The organism is Holdemania filiformis (genome assembly GCF_003459085.1).
In the GTDB taxonomy this organism is placed as follows: domain Bacteria; phylum Bacillota_I; class Bacilli_A; order Erysipelotrichales; family Erysipelotrichaceae; genus Holdemania; species Holdemania filiformis.
In genome coordinates, this window is sequence record NZ_QRUP01000001.1 from 395,310 (window position 1) to 412,255 (window position 16,946).

The window sequence follows — 16,946 nt, forward strand, 5'->3', positions numbered from 1 at the left end:
GCTACGTTAAACTGGATGCGGCAGGCTTCATACCGGCAAAGTAACATAGAGAGAATAAAGGGATCCGGCATCAATCCGAATCCCTTTTTTGTTAATTTAGACAGCCCCTTTTCCTGATCTTAATATGAAGCTTAAGCCGCGTGCTTTAACGCCTGGATCCGGGTTTTCAGCTCGTCCTTGACTTCCAGTTCTTCCGCCTGATCAAGCACGACAAGCAGCTGCGGCGCAATGCCCTTCAACGGGGTCTGCGCCAGTTTCACCCAGCTTTCCAGCGTATCCAGCGCGTAGGTCCGGCAGCTGATCACCGGACACAGCAGAGCGCAGCGGATAAACGCCTCACCCTTGCCCGGATACAGCCGCAACGACTGCAATACTGCGGCCAGCGCATGGAAATCCTGATAATCCTTCCCCAGTCCCAGCACATCCGCCGGACCGCTCGCCATCATATCCAGCGGCAGGCAGTCGGCATACAGCGCGAGAATCTCATCGCAATCCTTTTCCGAAGCCATCAGCAGCCGTGCCGCCATGCAATGCTCGATTGGATTCTGTTTCAGCCAGGCCATCGCCTTTTCTTCATACGGGATGCTCAGCTTCAGAGCTTCTTCAAACCCTTTGCCCTGCTCCATCGCCGTGCTGACCGTGACGTAGCATTCCGATGATTTTAACAACTCCAAGCATTGATTCTTAATCTCCGGCAGCTTAACCTGTTCACCGTCAATATACTGGGCGATCGCGATCAGGTTCTGCACCGTCGCCAGCGTCATCGGGAAACGCTCCGCCTGCTTCAGATAACCGGCAAACAACCCTTCCCGGTCCTCAATCTCCGAAATTCCCGCGACCGGTCCTTCCGCCATCAATCCGTCGATGATCAGCGTGATTCCCGCCCAGTCCTCCTGAGATAAATCTTCACGAACAATCTGATCGGCCAAATCACATTTTTTCGCCACGGTCAATGCTGAATAGGCTGGCGCGACATTGTTCTCACAGCCATGATCCAGCAGCCATTTTTTAATCAGCCGGTTGGCGGGATCGATCTGATTCACACAATGAATCCGGCCCCACCCGTGAACCTTCTGCATCAGATCGAAAATTTCATCATTTCCACTCGTCCAGCTGCGCATGATGAACAGACAGTACAATGTGAATTCATTGCACAACGCAAGCGCGCGAATCACTTTTTTCAACGCTTCCTGCTTATCTGTATTTAAGAGTTCCATAATCGCCAGCCCCAGCTTGATCAACTCCGGATCCGACGAAGTCATAATGCAGCGAATCGCAAAGCCGGAAAGTTTTCCCGGGTCCAGCTCCTGGTGATGTTCATAGATCCACTTGTGCAGAGCGTCAATGACTTCGATCACGCTGTGTTGCGCCAAGGCAGCCGTTAGCTGCGTTTTTCCAGTCTCTTCCTGGCCCTGGCTGATAAGCAACAGCGCCTGACAGACAGGCTCAATATCGACTTCTTTCGGTTGAGTATGGTATAACTTTATGCCGTCCATCGCCCCATCGGCGAAGATCAGCTTATTTTGTGCTTTTTCTTTCGGCAGCGAAAAATCTTTCGGCAGTGTCCCCTCCGGCGTCAATGCCTCGGCGATCAGTTGAAATAAAGCCTTTTCCGGCTGGTTTTCACTCATGTGTCAATCTCCTTCAATTCATATTCAAAAGCGCTGTCAGCGCTTCTTCCGTTTTATTGTACCATAGTTTACCAGCTCTGTCTGCGTCGGCTGCGACACATTCATGATGAAATTCCTCACATCCTGTGCACCTTTGTCTTTATCCGCAAAGTTTTTCTCATCGGAAATTTCCGATAGGAAAACCCTTTTTCCAGCAGCAGCGTATTGAGTAAAGACACAAGCTGCCGATCAAGAAAAAATCATTGGGAAACCAAATGTTATTGTATTCTTACGAACCTCACAGAGTTTCATTATAGCAAAAGAGAACTGCTTTCAGTTCCCTCTTATCTATCAGTTCATAATGGTAGTTTAACTACGCTGACGGTTTTTAATACACTTCATGGATTCAAAAGCTCCGGTCGCAGCCCACCCCAAACATAGACCGCTGATCGCTTTTACCAACATTCCCTGCCCTACTGAAAAATCGGGAATGATCAATCCCAGCACCACGCCCAGTATTGCGCCGATCAGAGGAATCCAGGTACTGTTCATCCGCGGTAAAAATGATTTAAGTAATTCTGCACAGACATAAACGCAGCCTGCGATTAAAATTCCGTTGCCAAGTAATAATTGATGCATGAGTTCCATCATTTCATCCATGTTTCCATCCCTCTTTCACTTCCACTATATGAAAAAATCGAAGGAATTATCCCTCGATCAAGAGTTTCTCTTTATCATTTGGAAACAGCGGTGAATCGAAAAACTCCGCGAGCGTCATCCCAACGGCTTTACAGATCAAGCGAATTGTCTGTAAGGTCACCGTTTTATCCTTTTTTGTTTTCAGCGTACTGATCGTAGATTTATTGACACCGGACATCTCGGCCAGTTTACTAATACTTTTAATATCTAAAATTGACATAACTTCCTGAATTCGCAGATAGACAGCATAGTTCAGATCTAAAATTTGTTCATTTTCACTCATAACTGCTCTCTCCCGCTTTCGTTAATTTCATTATAGCGGTCGGAATTTTTACATATAAGACTAGCAATCGACTATTTTGACCGTTTATTAAAATGAACAATTTTGGTATAATATGGAAAATTGGGTTATTGGAAGTGATACTGTACTTGAAATGAAATTAAAAGAAAATAAGTAAAAGAACAAATAACAGATTAAGAAGAATTAAAAACTAAGGGCCCTTAGTTTAGCTATTTAATTGCCGCCAAAAGCGCTGAAGCTATATGTTGCCATTACAGGAGCTACTGTAGGTATAGCAGCCACTAATGGAATAATAAGCATCAGACTGACTAAAATCTTCTTCATCTTTTCTGTCCTTTCTTCAGGACAAACGTTTGTCTGTAATAATTATAAAATTCAGAAAGTTCTTATACAACAAAAGTCCATTTCGAATAAACTCTATAAATATACTTAAAATCACTAAAATATAATCTAAATTTATGTAAATTTTACGAAAGAAGGTATTCTAAGATGGATATTGAGCAGAATAGGCTTAAAGCAGCGTTAATAAGAAAATGTAGAATAGAGCAAAATTGGAAACAAGAAGCATTTGCAAAGTCCCTGCCTTTAGCTAGTTCATCCTTTAGTGAAATGGAACGTGGTTTACGTCCAATACCTGAAGATTTGTTTGTTAAAATGTGTAATAAGTTACAAATCCAAGAATCAACTGATAATTTCATTGAATCCATCCAAAACCAATTATTAACAGTTAAAAAGAATTTATATATGTGTAAATACGATGAAGCATGCTTTCTGCTTTCAAAATTGAATGATGATAAAGATAGAATCAATAAATCAATTCTATTCTTAGAATATAACTTAACCCAGTTTATATGTAATGTTACTTGTAATAATAATTATGATAAATACCTCAGTTTGATTACTGAGTATTACGATTGTCTAGATATTCTTCAAAAATATCAATTTGTCCTATATAAAGGAATTGCTGAAAAAAGCAAACATAATCCTAAAGCAGCTATAAAACTTTTCAGCAATTTGTTAAATCAGCCTTATCAAATACAATACTTTAGCGAACTTCTATACTATCATGCAGCAATATGCTACATTCATATAGGTCATCTTGCACTAGCTCATAACCTTAATAAGAAGGCTGAAACTCTGTTTCAAAATGAGCAAAATATTAATCGATTAGCCTTTACAATGATGCACGAAGCGATTATCTATTCTCAAGAAAATCAGATAGATGAAGCAGAAAAAATCTATAAAAAACTATTGGATTCGTATTCAAAGTATTTACCTGATCAAATTGTGAATACAATATTATGCAATGCAGGTTATAACTTTGTTAAAGCAAATTTATTTTATAAAGCGATTGATATTTATTCTAAACTAAAACCAAACTGGCAACAAATTCCTCAAATATTCTACGGAATTGCTTGGACATTACTTCAGACTGATCAAGAAAATGAACTGAATAAATTTTTGCAATACAGCAGAAAATATCCTAAAGACAAGTTTATTGATGATATGTTAGAAATTATTGATCTTCAACGTAAACCCAACAGTGAAAAGAAAATAGAAACTAAGCTAAAAACCTGCGAAAAATATCTAATTCAAGAAGGCAGTTCAGAAGTGATGATTTTCGTATATGAACAACTGATTCAGTATTATGAAACCCGCTCCATTGTCAAGCAAGTTAAATATCTTAAGAAATTAAATGAGTTAAATAAAAGAGGTATGCAGTATGAGCAATGATGAAGAATTAAGAATCCAGATGGAAAACGATTTACGGAAGTTAAAGGAGAAACTGAAAAAAGATCCGGCGGATCCCTTGCCGCTCATGGCGCTGCGTATGAAATATCCGTTTAATTCCAACAGCGATTCTCTGAAATCCTTGTTGATCAATGATGACTATGATCTGAAAACTTTATCGGCGCTGCTGCTGGCAGAATACCGTTCCTGGAACCAAAAACACCGGAAATAAAAAAACTGTAGCGTTGGGATTCATTGATCTATCCCGTAGTGCTACAGTTTTTTTTCCTTATTTAATTGCCTGACGAACAAAGCCTTCGTTGTTGTTCAGACGTTCTTCCGCTTCTTCCTTAGTGCAACCTGTCAGAATCATGACGATGGCTACCTTCGGGTAATTGCCGGATACTTCGTACATCTTGGCCGCTGTTTCATAATCGCAGTCCGTTGCCATCATGATGATGCGCTTGGACCGCTCTACCAGCTTTAAGTTCGTAGCCTTGACATCTACCATCAGGTTGCCGTAAACCTTGCCATAGCCAACCATTGAAGCCGTGGATAACATGTTCAGAATTAATTTCTGGCAAGTTCCCGATTTCAGACGTGTCGAACCTGTTAAAACTTCCGGTCCCGCATCGACTTCAATGGCAACGTCCGCATGCTTGCCGACTTCGCTGTTCTTGTTGCAGGCAACAGAAACCGCGGTTGCTCCAATGGAACGTGCATAATCTAATCCGCCGATGACATACGGAGTTCTGCCGCTGGCCGCGATGCCGCAGACAACGTCTTTTTCAGTCAGCTTCTGATCGACCAGATCCTGCTTACCTAATTCCGCATCATCCTCAGCACCTTCAACCGCGGTTAAGAATGCGCCCGGGCCGCCTGCCAGTAAACCAACGACTTCATACGTTGTGCCGAAGGTCGGCATGCATTCAGCGGAATCGATAACACCTAAACGGCCGGATGTGCCAGCGCCCATATAAATCAGACGGCCGCCGCTGCGCAGCGCCTTGATGATCGCCTGGACTGCTTTTTCAATTTCAGGAATCGCTTCCCGGACCGCTTCAGGAACCTTATGATCTTCCTCATTCATAATTTCCAGCAATTCGTGAGTAGACAGCGTATCGAGATTCATGGTTTTCTCGTTACGGCGTTCGGTTGTTAAATGATTTAATTTTACTTCAGACATGTTGTGTTCTCCTTTTTTCCTCATGTTTATTATAGCGTTTTGACAGGGTTTGGACAAGTCCGGATTTCTATCCCTCCAAACATTCTTCCCACCGCTGCATTAAATGTTCGATCTCGTTGTGCAGATCGTCGATCTGTTCATCCAGTTCGTTCATTTTCTGATAATCATGGTAGTATTCCGGATCAAACCGCTTTTGGCGTAATTCTTCCAGCTGTTCTTCCTTTTCCGCAATCTGCTTTTCCAGCTTAGCCGCTTCGCGGGCATTCGGATTACGCTTCGGGGTCTGACGTTGAATCTCCGCGTCTTTCTTCGGCGCTTGTTCCTTTTCCTTCTCCTGCTGATCCTCATCGAACTGATCATAGCCGAAAGGATAATAGACGGCCTTCCCCTGCATATCAATATGCAGAATCGCCGTAGCGATTTTCTTAATGAAATAACGGTCATGAGAAACGAACAAGATCGTTCCGGTATATCCGTTTAACGCTTCTTCCAACGCTTCCTTGCCTACGATATCCAAGTGATTGGTCGGTTCGTCTAAAAGCAGGAAATTGGCCTGACGCAGCATCAATTTCGCCAGGGACAACCGGACCTTTTCCCCGCCGGAAAGCACGTCGACCGTTTTGAACACATCGTCGCTGGTAAACAGGAACCGCCCCAGTACAGTTCTGATTTGTGTTCGATCTAATTCCGGATAGTCGTCCCACAATTCCTCCAGCACCGTTTTTCCGGAGGAAAACTGCGCCAGCTGCTGATCAAAATAACCCGTTTCAATCTGGTGTCCGTACAGATAATCCCCGCCCAACGCCGGCAGATCGCCGACCAGCGTCTTCATCAACGTACTCTTGCCGCAGCCGTTAGGCCCCAGCACCGCAATCCGCTGTCCGCTTAAAATTTCCAGGGAAATCTCACATAACGGACGATCATAGCCGACCTTAAGCTCTTTGATCTCCAGCACGGTTTTTCCGCCTTTTAACCGTGGCACAAAATGAGCGGAAAAACTCTTAGTATCGCTTTTCTGCGGGGCGTCGATCTTCTCCATCCGTTCCAGCGCTTTGATCTTCGACTGCGCCATCGCCGCCTTTGTCGCCTTGTAGCGGAATCGTTCGATCAAGCCTTCCAATCGTTCAATTTCCTTCTGCTGCCGATTATACATCTGCTGCTGCCGGATTAAATCCTGCTGCTTCTGGTTCTGAAAGCTTGTGTAGTTTCCGGTATAATGCTTCATCGAACCATATTCCAGCTCATAGACTTCTTCCGCAATGTGATCGAGAAACATCCGGTCATGAGAAACCAGCACGACAGCACGGCTGTACCGCTTTAAATAACCTTCCAGCCATTCGATCGTTTCCAAATCCAGATGATTGGTCGGTTCGTCCAGAAGCAGAATGTCCGGCTTGCTTAAAAGCAACTTAACAAACGCCAGACGCGTTTTCTGACCCCCGGAAAATGTGTTGATCATCCGATCCAGCATTTCTTCCTGAAAGCCGAATTTCGTAAACACCGTCATTAATTCCGACTGCCACGTATATCCCCCGGCCATCTCAAACTGCGTTTCCAGCTGGGCATAGCGATCCAGTACGGCTTCGCTGTAATCTGTCGCCATGCGCTCCGTCAGCTTATCGAGCTGAGCTTTTAATTTCTGCAAGGGTTCAAATACTTTTTCAAGATCCTCCCGGACTGTTAACGTTTCATCCGGAAAGGTCGTCTGAGCCAAATATCCGATCCGTGTGCCGGAAGTACTATGGATTTCACCTTTGTCCAGTTCTAGCTCGCCGGTCATAATTTTTAAAAGCGTCGATTTTCCACATCCGTTGCGGCCGACGACCGCTATTTTTTCAGTGCCCCGGATTTCAAACTGAATGTCCTCAAACACAGTCTCCGTGCCGAAGGCTTTACTTCCGCGGCTGATTTGATAGAGCATGGATGTCACTCCCTTTCTTAATGAACAACAGGAACCTGCCGTCTGAACAGGCAGGTTACCGAATTTTTTTCCTTTTTATCTCGATTTCAGCTAAGACTATACACTTGCCCGGTTTAACTGCCGGTCGGGATCCGCATCGCTTTCGCTAACCCGGAAGCCGTTGCTTCCGCGATCCTGTCCAGCTCAGTTTGCCACGCTGCGACATCCTCGCTGTTGCTTAGAAACAAATACTGAATCGTTAACGCCTGCATGCCGCAACGATTTTCAGCCGCAAACGCCTGATTCTGACGGGAAGCCTCGGAAAATGTCCCCGCGCCCAGGATTCGTCCGCCTGATTCGCGGATGATTTTCTGGCCGTCATACGCCGTTCCATCCTCACCCGTGCTTGTTCCGCTGGCCGAACCCGTCGCTTCCCGGGCATACGTTAGCGAAGTATTTTCGACAATGGATTTAAGCACGGTAGAAGCCATCCGGTTAGAGGAAAATGAAGAATAAACAATATCTGTTCCCCGCAAGTTGACGTTTGTCGCGCTTTTCATTTCGATATTGATGTAATACCGCGCATGTTGAGAATAAGCACGGTCCAGCCGCCCGTCTTCGCCGTAGCTGTTGACAATTTCGTCCAGATCACGTGTCAATTCAACTTTTAAACCCAGTTTTTCAAGCTGATCCTTCAGCTTGACCGCGATCCTGTAATTTTCTTCATACGCCAACAAGCCGTTTCCATGAACGCCTTTATCGGTATAGCCATTATCCTGGTGCATCGCGCCGGGATCGATCATTACATCGATCCAGTCTTCCGGCTGCGGTTGGGTGCTTACCTGGACAAACACATAGTTTTTTTGTAAAAATGGTTCTTCATCCGGGTTGTCGAAAAGATTCTGATCGGCGATCAGCTCGATCTTTTTGTTTGTATTTTCCCGTGTAACCGTATAGAAGGAATCGTGCAGCTTTTCATGACTGACGAGTTGTTTTTCTTTCAGATCCTGCATGATGAAAACCTGATAAAAGCCTTCGTCCAGATCTTCCAGAGGAATCTGACCGTCGGCATTTTTTTCCATCATGTAAACAAAATCCAGTCCGCTGCATACATTGCGCAGAATGACCGTCTTCCCGGCAAAAAGATCCTGGCCGTTGCGGTTGTAGGTTTCGTGATAAAGATTGAGCGTTTCTCCATAGTAAAGATAATCGCCCAATGACAACAGCTGCGCTTCATCAACGATCTGATTTTCAAACAGCTGCCGTGTTTTCTGATTACTCAATCCGCAAACACCATAGGTATCGACTTGTTTTTTCTGACGCTGATTCAACAGCCATTGCCCCCCGTATGCGATCAGGCAGCAGGCGATAAAGATGAAAAGGAAAGATTTCCAGCGCAGTTTGGAGCCGCGCGGGACATAGCTTGGTTCCACTGTCATGGTTTCCAAAACTCCTTATAACCGGATATCGACGATATGTTTCGGTTTCTGTTCCTCTTCCGGAGGCAGCGTCATGTAGCTTGGCGCAATCGCCGTGCACAGATATTCGTGCGGATGATGCGCGATTGGCAACTGCGTATCCTCAAACGGAACATACTGAACAGGATAAATATCGTCATAATCAAAGATAAATGGTTTTAACGGACTCTTAAACGTCCAGGTCAGATCAAAGCCGATCTTCTTGCTTCCTTCATTGAGTTTCCCATACATCCGGGCATTGGAAACAAACCAGCGCTTAAGGAACAACGGATTCATGCCGAGGTTATCAAAGAGAATGATAAACGGCATAATCAGCTGATTCAACATTCGCAGCGGCAGATCCATCGTTTTGCTTGCCGAGCAGTAATCATAAACAAAGACATCGATGAAAATACCGTCGCATTCAGTACAGCGGTTGGCTAACAGCGTATTGACTTCTTTCAGATATGTTCCTTTTTTCCGGATCTTCATCCCCGGGATTAACGGGTTATAGCGCTTATCCGTATCGAAGCATTGAAAGGTATAGCCTTCCGGAAGATCCTGTTTTAAAGCGACAATAAAGCGCTTGTAGTCTTCATAAAGCATGGCGATATCCGCATCGTCGTCCCACGGAATAAAGCCCTGATGCCGAACCGCACCTAAGGCGCTGCCTCCGTTGAGGAAATACGGTATGTTGTATTTCCGGCAAATCCCGTCGATCATTTTAAGCATTTCCAAAAGAACCTTATGGACATCGGCCACGGTAATCTCATTGCCGTTTTCATCTGTTTTTAATACGTATTTTTTCATGTCATCACATCCTACGCTCTATTATAAGAGAATTGAAGATCAACCTCAAGTTTTTTTAGTTTGTGCGGAGCTAAAGGATTTGATTCTCCTGCCAAGCATAAAGAGACAGAGTCTTCCGATCATTTCCCATCTGGAATTTTAATTTAGTTTATTCTTGAAATTGAGATTCAAAAGAGTTAACATTAATTTGAAAGATAAACTCAAAAAAGTATTTTTACAAATTTCTGTTTTTTATGAGGCTTTTTCTGATTTTCCGCAATATTAAAGTAGAGGAGGTTTTTATTGCGATGGAAAATACGAATGAACTTCATAACGACAATCCCCTGCAATCGCTAACGCTCTGTCTGGATTCCGCTCAGATTCGTCAGCTTCTGGCCACCATTGACTTTCGAGAGAACGACGTCTTCCGCCACACTTTTGGCTCTGAGGATGAACTATCCAGAAGGATCCGGATCGCTTATTTATCCGATCTCTTTCTCTGCCGGTTTGTCCGGACTTCTATGATGAATACCGAGCCTGTAAAAAATCATCAGGGCGAGAAAGGGATTCGATTTGATTTACTGATTAAAGCTGAAGATGATCAGGGGAACAGCCTGGTGATCAATCTTGAAATGCAGAACTATCAGATGAGCGATTCACTGGCAATGCGCTCACAGGGATATCTGTCGCGCATCGTTGCCGATCAGCTCTGTGTCGGTGATCCGTATGAATTTAATCCGGTGATTCAGGTTATGCTTACCAACCATGTTCCGCAAATTCAAAAGAATGACGGTTATCTGCATGATTATCGTTATACTAAAGAAGAAAAGGCAGTTCCATTACCGGATGAACGATGCCGGATTCTTTGGGTAGAGATGGACAAGCTGGAAGCGCTGGAAAAGAAGCCCGTGGAAGAATGGAGGTTATCAGAGAAAATACACTACACGGTTCGATTCAGTCACGCTGCAGAGAAACAAAAGATCATACAGGAGTTATCAGAAAAGGAGGAAATCATTCAAATGATGGAAGAGAAAAAAATGGATTTTTTAAGAGATACCAATCTAGCGCTGGCCCGGATGCGGGCGAAGTTTGATGAACGCGATGAACAGGTGGTTTATGAAAAAGGAATCGCTAAAGGTAAAGAGGAAGGTAAATTGGAAGGCCAGAAAATGTTGGTTAAGCTTGTATTAAGACAGCGGATGACTTTGAATGAGTGGGAAGAAAAACAAATTGACGAACTTGACGAAGAAAAGCTTTTGGACCTTATTCAAAGCTTGGATGCGATTCATACACCGGAGGATTTTCAAAGACAAATCCATGACAAGATAAATCAAAATGTTCATTTGAAGCAAACTGTTCTTAATCGATAATGTTGAAAATAATTTAAATACGAAACGACAGTATCCTTACTGGATGAGCGATGCCGGACTTTGTGGATGGAGATGGACAAGCTGGAAGCACTGGAAAAGAAGCCGGTAGAGGAATAGAGGATATCAGAGAAAATACACTACATGGTTCGATTCAGTCACGCTGCAGAGAAACAAAAAATCATACAGGAGTTATCAGAAAAGGAGGAAATCATTCAAATGATGGAAGAGAAAAAGATGGATTTTTTAAGAGATACCAACCTGACACTGGCCCGGATGCGGGCAAAGTTTGATGAGCGCGATGAACAGATGGTTTATGAAAAAGGAATCGCTAAAGGTAAAGAGGAAGGCCAGAAAATGTTGGTTAAGCTTGTATTAAGACAGCGGATGGCAATGAATGAGCGGGAAGAAAAACAAATTGACGAACTTGACGAAGAAAAGCTTTTGGACCTTATTCAAAGCTTGGATGCGATTCATACACCGGAGGATTTTCAAAGGCAGATCCATGACAAAGCGAATCAAAAGGTTCAAATGAAACAGACCGTTCTTAATCGTTAACTTTGGAAATATTGTATAAAGAGAAAAGAGTTAAAAATCCAAACGATTTTTAACTCTTTTTCATGGAGTAATCTTCAGTAAGATTATTTTAATTTGCAGATAGGTTGATCGAAGAAAAACTCAATCAGAACAATAAGTTTTTCGGCGTACGGGCAAACGGAATCACGTCGCGGATATTCTGCATCCCGGTAACATACATGATGAACCGTTCAAAGCCAAGCCCAAAGCCCGCGTGCTGACAGCCGCCGTAACGGCGCAGATCCAGATACCATTGCAGTCCCGCTTCGTGAACGCCCATTTCCTTCATCCGGTTCTGCAGGACTTCCAGCCGTTCTTCACGCTGGGAACCGCCGACCAGTTCGCCGACCGCCGGCACCAACAAATCACAGGCCGCCACGGTTGTCCCATCGTCGTTCATCCGCATATAGAACGCTTTGATATCCTTCGGATAATCGATCAGGAAGACCGGTCCCTTTACGACTTCTTCGCACAGATAACGCTCATGTTCCGTATTGAGATCGACGCCCCAGGAAACCGGGTTTTCAAACTTTTTCTTGGCCTTCAACAGATGATCGATCGCCTCCGTGTACGGCATCCGCACGAATTCACTGTTCAGTACATGGTTCAGGCGTTCCAGTAACGTGTTGTCGATAAACTGGTTGAAGAATTTCATTTCCTCCGGGCAGTTATCCAACACGTACTGAATGCAGTATTTGATCATATCTTCAATCAGATCCATATCATCTTCCAGATCCGCGAACGCAATTTCCGGTTCTACCATCCAGAATTCAGAAGCATGGGTTGTTGTGTTGGAGTTTTCCGCACGGAAGGTGGGACCAAAGGTGTAAACGTCGCGGAAAGCCATCGCAAACGCTTCCGCCTGCAGCTGACCAGAAACCGTGAGGTTTGCCTTCTTGCCGAAGAAGTCCTCTTCATAGTTGCCGTCATCGCGGGTAGTGACGGTAAAGACCTCGCCTGCGCCTTCTGCGTCGTTGCCGGTAATGATCGGGGCGTTAACGTAGACAAAGCCCTGATCCTGGAAAAACTCGTGAATCGCCATCGCCAGGACGGAGCGGACGCGGAAAACCGCGTTGAACGTGTTGCTGCGCGGACGCAGATGTCCGATCTCGCGCAGATACTCAAACGAATGCCGTTTTTTCTGCAACGGGTAGGTGTTGTCGCAGGCGCCTTCCAAAATCACTTCTGTGACCTGCAGCTCAAATGGCTGCTTCGCCTGCGGGGTCAGTACGACTTTCCCCGTAACAGTCAGCGCCGTGCCTGTCAGATATTTGGATACATCCTGAAAATTGGCCAGATCGGAAGAGTAAACAAGCTGAGCGTTGCGGAAATACGTTCCATCGTTCAGCTCGATAAACCCGATCGAACCGTTGTTGCGGTTGGTTCTGACCCATCCCTGCAGCTGGGCATACTCGATCTGATCGGTTTCCATGGTGCTGCCGGAACAAGCCATTTCGTAGAGTTCTCTGACGGTCATGAATGTAAGCATACTTTTCTCCTTTTGTCTATTTATAAATAAAAAAACGTTCCTGATTAAGGAACGTTGAACAACGTGGTGCCATCCTCATTCGCCCGAATGATCGCAAAATCACCAGGCCTCAGGGTGCGTTAACGCCGCCGACGGGATCGTCTACTTTCAGTTCTCCGATCCGGCTCCCAGAGTGTTCCGCATTCCCTGACTGAACTCCGGCTTTCACCCTGCCCGGCTCGCTGTGCTTCAGTAATGGGATCGTTCTCTTTTCGCTGCCTTCTACTTTTTCATGTTGTTGGTTTCAAAAACCAATTCCTGGATCGTTGAAACGACGTCGATCGGCTTGACCAGAACTCCCTTAGGAACCTGGAAATGCTCGTGCGAGAAATCAACAATCCCGGTAATGCCGCATTCGATCAGACGATCGGCCGCGTCCTGAACATTCGATGAAACGCACAGGATCGCAATCCGGCAGCCTTCCGGAATCTTATCCTTCATTTCATCAACGTGGTAAACCGGAATCGGCGTTTTCCCGACAGACTCCGGACGGATGTCAAAGGCACATACAATCTCGCCGACAACATGGTTCCAGCGATTGTAATTCATTAAAGCTTTCCCAAGGTTGCCTGCTCCGACAAGAATAATCTTCTCGTCGAATCCCATGCCCAACTGTTCGTTGAATATTTCAATCAGGCGGTCAACGTCATAGCCATAACCTTGCTTCCCCAGCGATCCCAGGAATGAGAAATCCCGGCGGATCGTCGTGGACTCAATGGCCACATATTCCGAAAGCTCCTTGGACATGATCCGGGTTACGCCGGAATTTTTGAGTTTGCGTAAAGCTTTCAGATAGATTGGATAACGCTGCAGTGTAGCCTTAGGGACTGACTTTGTTGGCATACTATCAACCCCTTCTGCATTATTCTAGCACACTTGTTTTAAATTGTGAATGATTTAATGAATTGAACTTGTTTCAATTTCCATCGACGGGTTCGCGGCGATGTCCAATGAGCCGTTTAAACCGTGCGTATACGCTGTCCAGCCGGCGGCGCCGATCATCGCGGCATTGTCCGTACAGCACCATAACGGCGGAATCGTCAGATGAACCTCCGGCGTTTCCTGAATCATCTCCGAGATTTTCTCACGCAGGCGGGAATTCGCCGCGACGCCGCCTGCCAATACGACCTGCTTCGGTTTAAATTCTTTAACTGCCTGCATCGTCTTTTTCAGCAGCGTGTCAAGCGCCGCTTCCTGGAAAGCGTAGGAAAGATCTTCCTTGTTCAGTTCCTCGCCCTTTTTATTTTCCCGGTCGATCAGCTGCAGGACCGCCGATTTCAAACCGCTGAAGGAAAAATCAAGCGGCTTCTCGGTCTTCGGCTTCGGCAAGGTGTAATGCGGATGTCCCTGTTTTGCCATTTTATCAATGACCGGACCACCCGGATACCCGGTTCCCATCACTCGGGAAACCTTGTCATACGCCTCGCCGATCGCATCGTCCTGCGTTGTGCCGAGAATCTCAAACGACCACTCATCTTTCATCCAAACCAGCTCGGTATGACCGCCGGACACCACCAGCGCAATCATCGGGAAGCGCAGTTCGTCGACGAAGCGGTTGGCGTAAATATGTCCGATGATGTGATGCAGCGGGATCAGCGGTTTATCGTAATACCAGGCCAGGGTTTTCGCGGCCTGGACGCCGACATGCAGCGAACCCACAAGGCCGGGGCCCTGCGTTACCGCGATCGCTAAAATATCGTCCATCGTCACCTCGGCCTGCGCCAGCGCTTCTTCGATGACCACAGAAATATTTTCAACGTGGATCCGTGAAGCGACCTCCGGAACGACGCCGCCGTATTTTTTATGGACGTTAATCTGTGAAGAAACGATATTGGAACAGATCTTGCAGCCGTCCTCTACCACCGCGGCGGCCGTTTCATCACAGCTGGACTCAATGGCCAGGATTAAATTTCGTTTCATAAATTCCCTCCTATTGGCTTCATCATCAAATACGCGTCTTCATGGTTATCCTGGTAATAGCTTTTCCGGATATTGATGATTTCAAAACCATATTTTTTATAACACGTTAAAGCTGGAGCATTGCTTACGCGAACTTCCAGCGAAATCATTTCGCAACCCTTCTCTGCCGCGCAATTGATCAAGTGATCCATCAGCCGTGAGGCCCAATGTTGACGGCGATAAGGAAGATCCACGCCGATCGTCGTGATCTGCGCCTGATCAAAAGTCGTCCACACGCCCGCATAGCCGACGATCGTTCCTTCCTCATTCTCAGCTACGAATAAATGGGAATAGGGATTTTCCTTTAGTTCATATTCATAGCTTTCCCGCGGCCAGGGCGAACTAAACAGCCGCAGCTCCATTTCGCAGACAATATTCAGATCGTCCAGCGTCATTTCCCGGATCATGCTTTTTTTACCAGGTAATCGTCGGCAGATTTCAGGTATTCCGGCACTAACAGATGCACGTTTTCAACCTTCTGCCACTGCGGACGGGCGATGAGAAAAGCTTCCGCCAGATCTGGATAACAGTCCTCCAGGCCTAACAGCGAACAATCGCCGGCCAGCTCCAAATCGCCGGTTTCTTCTATTCGGGCCTGGATCTCACTGAGAGGCAGTACCTCTTCTTTACCAACGAGCTTGCCTTTTTCAATCATTCCGAAATAAGCACGCTGACTGCGGGCATCGAGCAGCACCGCCGCTCTCGTTTTCCCCGCGCCGATCAATTCCAGTGTCGGCAGCGCATAAAGCGGTAATTGCGCTGTCGCGCATAATACTTTGGCGACGGTCATTGCGATCCGCACGCCGGTATAACTGCCCGGTCCTTTGGTGACCACAACTTCGTTGATCGCCTTCGGTGTCAGATGACATTCTTCAAGTAATTCCGTCAACTGCGGAAATATCATTTCCGACTGACGCTTCCAGGAAGACAGACAGCGCTTGCCGATCAGCCGATCCTCTTCAATCAAAGCCAGCACTAAAAATTTACTGCTGGTATCCATACATAAAGTAATCATTTCAATGCCTCCATCAATTCGACATACTTTTCGTTGTCCGTTTCCAAGACAATCTGACGGCGATTCTCGCCCAATCGGTGCAGCGTGATCCGCAGCGGCTGCGTTTGATCCAGATCTTCCATATATTCAGGCCATTCGATGACAGTCAGGCCTTCACCGTCGATCATTTCTTCAAAACCAAGCTCCTGATGCGTTCCTTCCAGACGATAGGCGTCAAAATGATACAGCGGCAGGCGGCCTTGATAAATCTTCAATATCGTAAAAGTAGGACTGCTGACAGTCCGGGTGATTCCTAGTCCCCGGGCAATGCCCTGAGTCAGCGTCGTTTTGCCGGCACCCAGATCCCCGCTCATTGTCCATACCATATTGGGCTTGGATAAACTTCCCATTTTTTCACCGAGGTTCTTGGTTTCCTGCGGTGTTTCTGTTATGAATTCAAGCTTCATTTGTTCACATCCTTTCTTCAGTGTCACTTGGAAAATATTATAGCACAGATTTAAAGCGGCGGAGAAAGAAAACCAACCCTGTAATTAAAACGACGATTATTTTATTTTTCGAGTATGGATTGAAGCTAAAACCATGTTCAAGAATCATCATAAAAGTCTCTGTTTCGCCTTAAAAAGAGCGATTCTATGACAAGATTTTATCCTTTCCGCGCTATATGCAAAGCGGGTCTGAGCGGATAAAAATCATTTTCGATCTTATATCTGCGAAATAAACACACCCTGCTTTCCCTTTCGAAACACAAAAAAGGCTCCCATTGAAGGGAACCAAAGAACCTGGCAACGAGCTGCCTTCACTATGGCAGGCATAGCTATTCTCGCCGCG

Annotated in this window: 17 protein-coding genes; 4 read left to right on the forward strand and 13 right to left on the reverse strand. The window is 45.6% G+C overall.

Annotated features, from left to right (window positions below; all coding sequences use genetic code 11):
* Positions 1-131: 131 nt before the first annotated feature.
* The 3 genes from DWY25_RS01995 to DWY25_RS02005 form a co-directional block, all read right to left on the reverse strand.
* The gene (locus DWY25_RS01995; RefSeq protein WP_117892992.1) at positions 132-1,631 is read right to left on the reverse strand and encodes a hypothetical protein; all 1,500 of its coding nucleotides are present in this window, start codon (positions 1,629-1,631) and stop codon (positions 132-134) included.
* Between the two features lie 348 nt (positions 1,632-1,979).
* A complete protein-coding gene (locus DWY25_RS02000) occupies positions 1,980-2,270 on the reverse strand; it encodes a hypothetical protein (RefSeq protein WP_006060383.1) in 291 nt (96 codons plus the stop codon).
* Between the two features lie 46 nt (positions 2,271-2,316).
* Positions 2,317-2,592: a helix-turn-helix domain-containing protein gene (locus tag DWY25_RS02005; protein ID WP_006060382.1), complete on the reverse strand. Its 276-nt coding sequence runs from the start codon at positions 2,590-2,592 to the stop codon at positions 2,317-2,319.
* Positions 2,593-3,099: 507 nt separating this feature from the next.
* Between DWY25_RS02005 and DWY25_RS02010 the strand changes: the two genes are divergently transcribed.
* Both DWY25_RS02010 and DWY25_RS02015 read left to right on the forward strand, forming a co-directional pair.
* Positions 3,100-4,344 carry a helix-turn-helix domain-containing protein gene (locus tag DWY25_RS02010; protein WP_117892995.1) on the forward strand — a complete coding sequence of 415 codons (1,245 nt, stop codon included), beginning with the start codon at positions 3,100-3,102 and terminating at the stop codon, positions 4,342-4,344.
* Positions 4,334-4,573 (forward strand): hypothetical protein, encoded by a 240-nt coding sequence (locus DWY25_RS02015; protein WP_117892998.1) that lies wholly within the window; start codon positions 4,334-4,336, stop codon positions 4,571-4,573. The genes DWY25_RS02010 and DWY25_RS02015 overlap by 11 nt, the downstream gene beginning before the upstream one ends.
* A gap of 57 nt (positions 4,574-4,630) precedes the next feature.
* Here DWY25_RS02015 and murQ read toward each other — a convergent pair whose 3' ends face one another.
* The 4 genes from murQ to DWY25_RS02035 form a co-directional block, all read right to left on the reverse strand.
* Positions 4,631-5,527, reverse strand: coding sequence for an N-acetylmuramic acid 6-phosphate etherase (murQ, locus tag DWY25_RS02020; RefSeq protein ID WP_117893001.1), 897 nt, complete (start codon positions 5,525-5,527; stop codon positions 4,631-4,633).
* Positions 5,528-5,594: 67 nt separating this feature from the next.
* Positions 5,595-7,448, reverse strand: coding sequence for a ribosomal protection-like ABC-F family protein (abc-f, locus tag DWY25_RS02025; protein ID WP_117893004.1), 1,854 nt, complete (start codon positions 7,446-7,448; stop codon positions 5,595-5,597).
* Between the two features lie 113 nt (positions 7,449-7,561).
* Positions 7,562-8,866: an N-acetylmuramoyl-L-alanine amidase gene (locus tag DWY25_RS02030; RefSeq protein WP_117893007.1), complete on the reverse strand. Its 1,305-nt coding sequence runs from the start codon at positions 8,864-8,866 to the stop codon at positions 7,562-7,564.
* A gap of 15 nt (positions 8,867-8,881) precedes the next feature.
* Positions 8,882-9,694: a LicD family protein gene (locus tag DWY25_RS02035; RefSeq protein ID WP_006060376.1), complete on the reverse strand. Its 813-nt coding sequence runs from the start codon at positions 9,692-9,694 to the stop codon at positions 8,882-8,884.
* A 287-nt stretch (positions 9,695-9,981) separates the two neighbouring features.
* On the opposite strand from DWY25_RS02035, the gene DWY25_RS02040 reads away from it, so the two are divergent.
* Together DWY25_RS02040 and DWY25_RS02045 are read left to right on the forward strand one after the other, a co-directional pair.
* Positions 9,982-11,043 (forward strand): hypothetical protein, encoded by a 1,062-nt coding sequence (locus tag DWY25_RS02040; RefSeq protein WP_117893010.1) that lies wholly within the window; start codon positions 9,982-9,984, stop codon positions 11,041-11,043.
* Positions 11,044-11,259: 216 nt separating this feature from the next.
* The gene (locus DWY25_RS02045; RefSeq protein WP_117893013.1) at positions 11,260-11,598 is read left to right on the forward strand and encodes a hypothetical protein; all 339 of its coding nucleotides are present in this window, start codon (positions 11,260-11,262) and stop codon (positions 11,596-11,598) included.
* A 124-nt stretch (positions 11,599-11,722) separates the two neighbouring features.
* On the opposite strand, the gene asnS is transcribed toward DWY25_RS02045, so the two are convergent.
* From asnS to tsaE, 6 genes are all read right to left on the reverse strand, one after another.
* Positions 11,723-13,105, reverse strand: coding sequence for an asparagine--tRNA ligase (gene asnS, locus DWY25_RS02050; protein WP_117893016.1), 1,383 nt, complete (start codon positions 13,103-13,105; stop codon positions 11,723-11,725).
* Positions 13,106-13,366: 261 nt separating this feature from the next.
* Positions 13,367-13,987, reverse strand: a complete 621-nt coding sequence (locus DWY25_RS02055) for a redox-sensing transcriptional repressor Rex (protein ID WP_006060166.1) — start codon at positions 13,985-13,987, stop codon at positions 13,367-13,369.
* A gap of 54 nt (positions 13,988-14,041) precedes the next feature.
* The gene (gene tsaD, locus DWY25_RS02060; RefSeq protein WP_006060165.1) at positions 14,042-15,064 is read right to left on the reverse strand and encodes a tRNA (adenosine(37)-N6)-threonylcarbamoyltransferase complex transferase subunit TsaD; all 1,023 of its coding nucleotides are present in this window, start codon (positions 15,062-15,064) and stop codon (positions 14,042-14,044) included.
* Entirely contained in the window at positions 15,061-15,510 is a 450-nt protein-coding gene (gene rimI, locus DWY25_RS02065; protein WP_006060164.1) for a ribosomal protein S18-alanine N-acetyltransferase, read from the reverse strand. The genes tsaD and rimI overlap by 4 nt, the downstream gene beginning before the upstream one ends.
* Positions 15,507-16,118, reverse strand: a complete 612-nt coding sequence (tsaB, locus tag DWY25_RS02070) for a tRNA (adenosine(37)-N6)-threonylcarbamoyltransferase complex dimerization subunit type 1 TsaB (protein ID WP_117893019.1) — start codon at positions 16,116-16,118, stop codon at positions 15,507-15,509. Before tsaB ends, rimI begins: the two co-directional genes overlap by 4 nt.
* Entirely contained in the window at positions 16,115-16,564 is a 450-nt protein-coding gene (gene tsaE / locus DWY25_RS02075) for a tRNA (adenosine(37)-N6)-threonylcarbamoyltransferase complex ATPase subunit type 1 TsaE (RefSeq protein ID WP_006060162.1), read from the reverse strand. The genes tsaB and tsaE overlap by 4 nt, the downstream gene beginning before the upstream one ends.
* Between the last annotated feature and the right edge of the window lie 382 nt (positions 16,565-16,946).

Bases quoted from the DNA above. Each gene is read 5' to 3' on its own strand.
- DWY25_RS01995 (WP_117892992.1), bottom strand. From the start codon at position 1,631: ATGAGTGAAAACCAGCCGGAAAAGGCTTTATTTCAACTGATCGCCGAG.
- DWY25_RS02000 (WP_006060383.1), bottom strand. From the start codon at position 2,270: ATGGATGAAATGATGGAACTCATGCATCAATTATTACTTGGCAACGGA.
- DWY25_RS02005 (WP_006060382.1), bottom strand. From the start codon at position 2,592: ATGAGTGAAAATGAACAAATTTTAGATCTGAACTATGCTGTCTATCTG.
- DWY25_RS02010 (WP_117892995.1), top strand. From the start codon at position 3,100: ATGGATATTGAGCAGAATAGGCTTAAAGCAGCGTTAATAAGAAAATGT.
- DWY25_RS02015 (WP_117892998.1), top strand. From the start codon at position 4,334: ATGAGCAATGATGAAGAATTAAGAATCCAGATGGAAAACGATTTACGG.
- murQ (WP_117893001.1), bottom strand. From the start codon at position 5,527: ATGTCTGAAGTAAAATTAAATCATTTAACAACCGAACGCCGTAACGAG.
- abc-f (WP_117893004.1), bottom strand. From the start codon at position 7,448: ATGCTCTATCAAATCAGCCGCGGAAGTAAAGCCTTCGGCACGGAGACT.
- DWY25_RS02030 (WP_117893007.1), bottom strand. From the start codon at position 8,866: ATGACAGTGGAACCAAGCTATGTCCCGCGCGGCTCCAAACTGCGCTGG.
- DWY25_RS02035 (WP_006060376.1), bottom strand. From the start codon at position 9,694: ATGAAAAAATACGTATTAAAAACAGATGAAAACGGCAATGAGATTACC.
- DWY25_RS02040 (WP_117893010.1), top strand. From the start codon at position 9,982: ATGGAAAATACGAATGAACTTCATAACGACAATCCCCTGCAATCGCTA.
- DWY25_RS02045 (WP_117893013.1), top strand. From the start codon at position 11,260: ATGATGGAAGAGAAAAAGATGGATTTTTTAAGAGATACCAACCTGACA.
- asnS (WP_117893016.1), bottom strand. From the start codon at position 13,105: ATGCTTACATTCATGACCGTCAGAGAACTCTACGAAATGGCTTGTTCC.
- DWY25_RS02055 (WP_006060166.1), bottom strand. From the start codon at position 13,987: ATGCCAACAAAGTCAGTCCCTAAGGCTACACTGCAGCGTTATCCAATC.
- tsaD (WP_006060165.1), bottom strand. From the start codon at position 15,064: ATGAAACGAAATTTAATCCTGGCCATTGAGTCCAGCTGTGATGAAACG.
- rimI (WP_006060164.1), bottom strand. From the start codon at position 15,510: ATGATCCGGGAAATGACGCTGGACGATCTGAATATTGTCTGCGAAATG.
- tsaB (WP_117893019.1), bottom strand. From the start codon at position 16,118: ATGATTACTTTATGTATGGATACCAGCAGTAAATTTTTAGTGCTGGCT.
- tsaE (WP_006060162.1), bottom strand. From the start codon at position 16,564: ATGAAGCTTGAATTCATAACAGAAACACCGCAGGAAACCAAGAACCTC.